We start from the raw sequence: 283 nt of genomic DNA on the forward strand, positions 1-283 counted from the left end.
AAGAAGCAGCCCGAAATTGGGTCTGTAGCTCAGTTGGTTAGAGCGCACCCCTGATAAGGGTGAGGTCGGCAGTTCGAATCTGCCCAGACCCACCAATTTTGTGTGGGAAACGCCTGTAGAAATACGGGGCCATAGCTCAGCTGGGAGAGCGCCTGCCTTGCACGCAGGAGGTCAACGGTTCGATCCCGTTTGGCTCCACCACTACTGCTTCTGTTGTATAAAGCTTAGAAATGAGCATTCCATCACTGTGATGGTGAATGTTGATTTCTAGTCTTTGACTAGT

General features: G+C 50.9%; 2 tRNA genes. Both read left to right on the forward strand.

Going from position 1 to position 283, the window contains the following annotated elements:
• The first annotated feature begins 18 nt into the window (after positions 1-18).
• Positions 19-95 (forward strand) — tRNA-Ile (locus KVH01_RS29580).
• 30 nt (positions 96-125) lie between these two features.
• Positions 126-201, forward strand: a tRNA-Ala gene (locus KVH01_RS29585).
• Positions 202-283: the final 82 nt, after the last annotated feature.

Origin of the sequence: Pseudomonas khavaziana, assembly GCF_019145205.1 — a bacterium.
Lineage (GTDB): Bacteria > Pseudomonadota > Gammaproteobacteria > Pseudomonadales > Pseudomonadaceae > Aquipseudomonas > Aquipseudomonas khavaziana.